3 protein-coding genes are annotated in these 2,073 nt (G+C 60.3%); all 3 read left to right on the top strand.

The genetic code is table 11. The features are described from left to right. Positions 1-244: 244 nt before the first annotated feature. Positions 245-763, top strand: a complete 519-nt coding sequence (gene yfcD / locus OXG98_16100) for an NUDIX hydrolase YfcD (protein MCY3773530.1) — start codon at positions 245-247, stop codon at positions 761-763. Next, a complete protein-coding gene (locus OXG98_16095; protein ID MCY3773529.1) occupies positions 760-1,794 on the top strand; it encodes an LLM class flavin-dependent oxidoreductase in 1,035 nt (344 codons plus the stop codon). Before yfcD ends, OXG98_16095 begins: the two co-directional genes overlap by 4 nt. A gap of 16 nt (positions 1,795-1,810) precedes the next feature. Beyond that, the coding region (locus OXG98_16090) for a hypothetical protein (protein MCY3773528.1) at positions 1,811-2,073 on the top strand (263 nt) is incomplete at its 3' end.

The following is a 2,073-nucleotide window of genomic DNA, read 5'->3' as shown; positions in this document are numbered from 1 at the left end:
ATTTATTCGCCACGGCGCGGGTCATGACTCCCACGCCTTTGTGTGGCTCTTGTATTCCATAGGCGACCCGACGTAGGGCGTCCTCTGGAAGTTGGTACGGTGCACTATTCCAGAAGTACGCTAATCTGTCAAGATACAGATGGATTGTTTGTATGGCGCGGCGGGATCGAAGAGGGACGGGGTGGCCCTGCCCCTCATGCTTTCGCTTGACACTCTCCGAGCCCCTCAGTATCGTTTCGTCCACATGGGCGCTGCCGAGGAAATCGTTGCCATTGTTGATGAGAACAACACTGTTGTGGGCTCCGCGCCGCGGAAGGAAATGCGCGCCAAAGCCCTGCCTCATCGGGCCACGTATGTGCTGGTCTTTAACTCGCGCGGCCACCTCTACGTCCAGAAACGGACCCTGACCAAGGATATCTTTCCCGGTTATTACGACCCGGCCGCGGGTGGAGTCGTGCTGGCGGGCGAAGAATACGCGCAGGGCGCTCTCCGCGAGGTTGAAGAAGAGATGGGCATCCGAGGCGTTCCCTGGACACCGCTCTTTCGGTTTTATCATCAGGAGACACACAACCGGGTGTGGGGCGCGGTCTTCTCGTGCGTGTACGATGGTGAAATCGTCCTGCAGGAAGAAGAAGTCGAGAGCGGCGCGTTTATGGCCGTGCCTGATATTCTGCACCTGGCCCAGACCGAGCCGTTCACACCGGATGGCCTATACGTGTTGCAGCGCTATCTGGCTGAGTGTCAGACCCAGGGCGGAGCATGAAATTCGGACTGATTTTCACCCTCCAGGATCCGCCCCACGGGGAGTACCTGTCCCGGCTCTACGACGAGGTGTTTGCCCAGGCGGTCCTGGCCGAGGAGGCCGGCTTTGAGCTGTTTCTCCTGCCGGAACATCACCAGATGCCGGACGGTTATATGCCCGCGCCCCTCACCTTTGCCGCGGCGCTGGCAGCGCATACCAAGCGCGCGCAGATTGGCACGGGCATCCTCCAGCTCCCGCTGTATCACCCGCTGCATATTGCCGAGCAAATTGCCGTGATCGACACCATCGCTAAAGGGCGCTTTATCCTTGGTGCGGGCCTGGGTCTGGTTGAGCACGAATTCAACGCCTTTGAGATTCCGCTGTCTGCCGCGGCAACGCGCTTTACCGAATCGGTCGAGATTCTCAGACGGGCGTGGAGCGGCCGGACGTTTTCTCATCACGGCCAGCATTTCAATTTTGAGGATGTCACCATCACCCCCCGGCCCGTACGTCAGCCGCCGATCTGGATCGGCGCCATGTCAACGATTACGCTCACACGCGCCGGCCGGATTGGCGATGGGTGGCTGTCGGACCCGCTCCACAACTTCGATGTGATGCGGGCCTGGTCCGAGATGTACCGGGCTGCGGCGCGGCAGGCGGGGAATCCACGGGTGGAAATTGCCCTGCTGCGGAATGCCTGGGTCGGCGACAGCCGGGCCGAGCTTGAGCAAACCTGGTGGCCGCACGTCAAGGACTATCACCTCTTCTACCTGCGGCTGGGCTTTTTCGCCTCGGGCCGCTTTAACGCCAAGTGGGAGCCCTGGGTGAAAGAAATCACGGCGGACGCCGAATGGACATGCGAGCGGGTCGCACCGAACCGGTTGATCTACGGCACGCCGGAACAGGTCGTGGCCGAACTCAAACGCTACGAGCACGCAACCGGGTGCCAGTATATGATTCTCATGCTACGCTGTCCGAGCGGTCCCGGCCACGCAGAGACTATGCGGTGTATTGAGCGGTTCGGTACGGATGTCTTGCCGCATTTTGCATAGGGGAGAGAAATATACCATGCCAAACGGACACGGATTCATTGACAGCGATGCCCATATTATCGAACCCGAAGACATGTTCGAGAAATATCTGGATGCCAGATATCGCTCAGCCATGCCCACGGCGTGGGCCAATTACCGGGGGGAACCGCTCGGCTTCGGCTTTGAGGTCAGGATTCCCAACCCGGATGGAGGCGAATATCTGATGCCGTTCGGGCGCGACCCGCTGCGGGACCCCGCCCAGGCCGACGGCAAACCGCATAGCGGAGCGCAGGAAGCTGG

It is taken from the genome of Gemmatimonadota bacterium (assembly GCA_026706345.1).
In the GTDB taxonomy this organism is placed as follows: Bacteria; JAAXHH01; JAAXHH01; order JAAXHH01; family JAAXHH01; genus JAAXHH01.
This window is presented reverse-complemented; position numbering and strand designations above follow the sequence as displayed.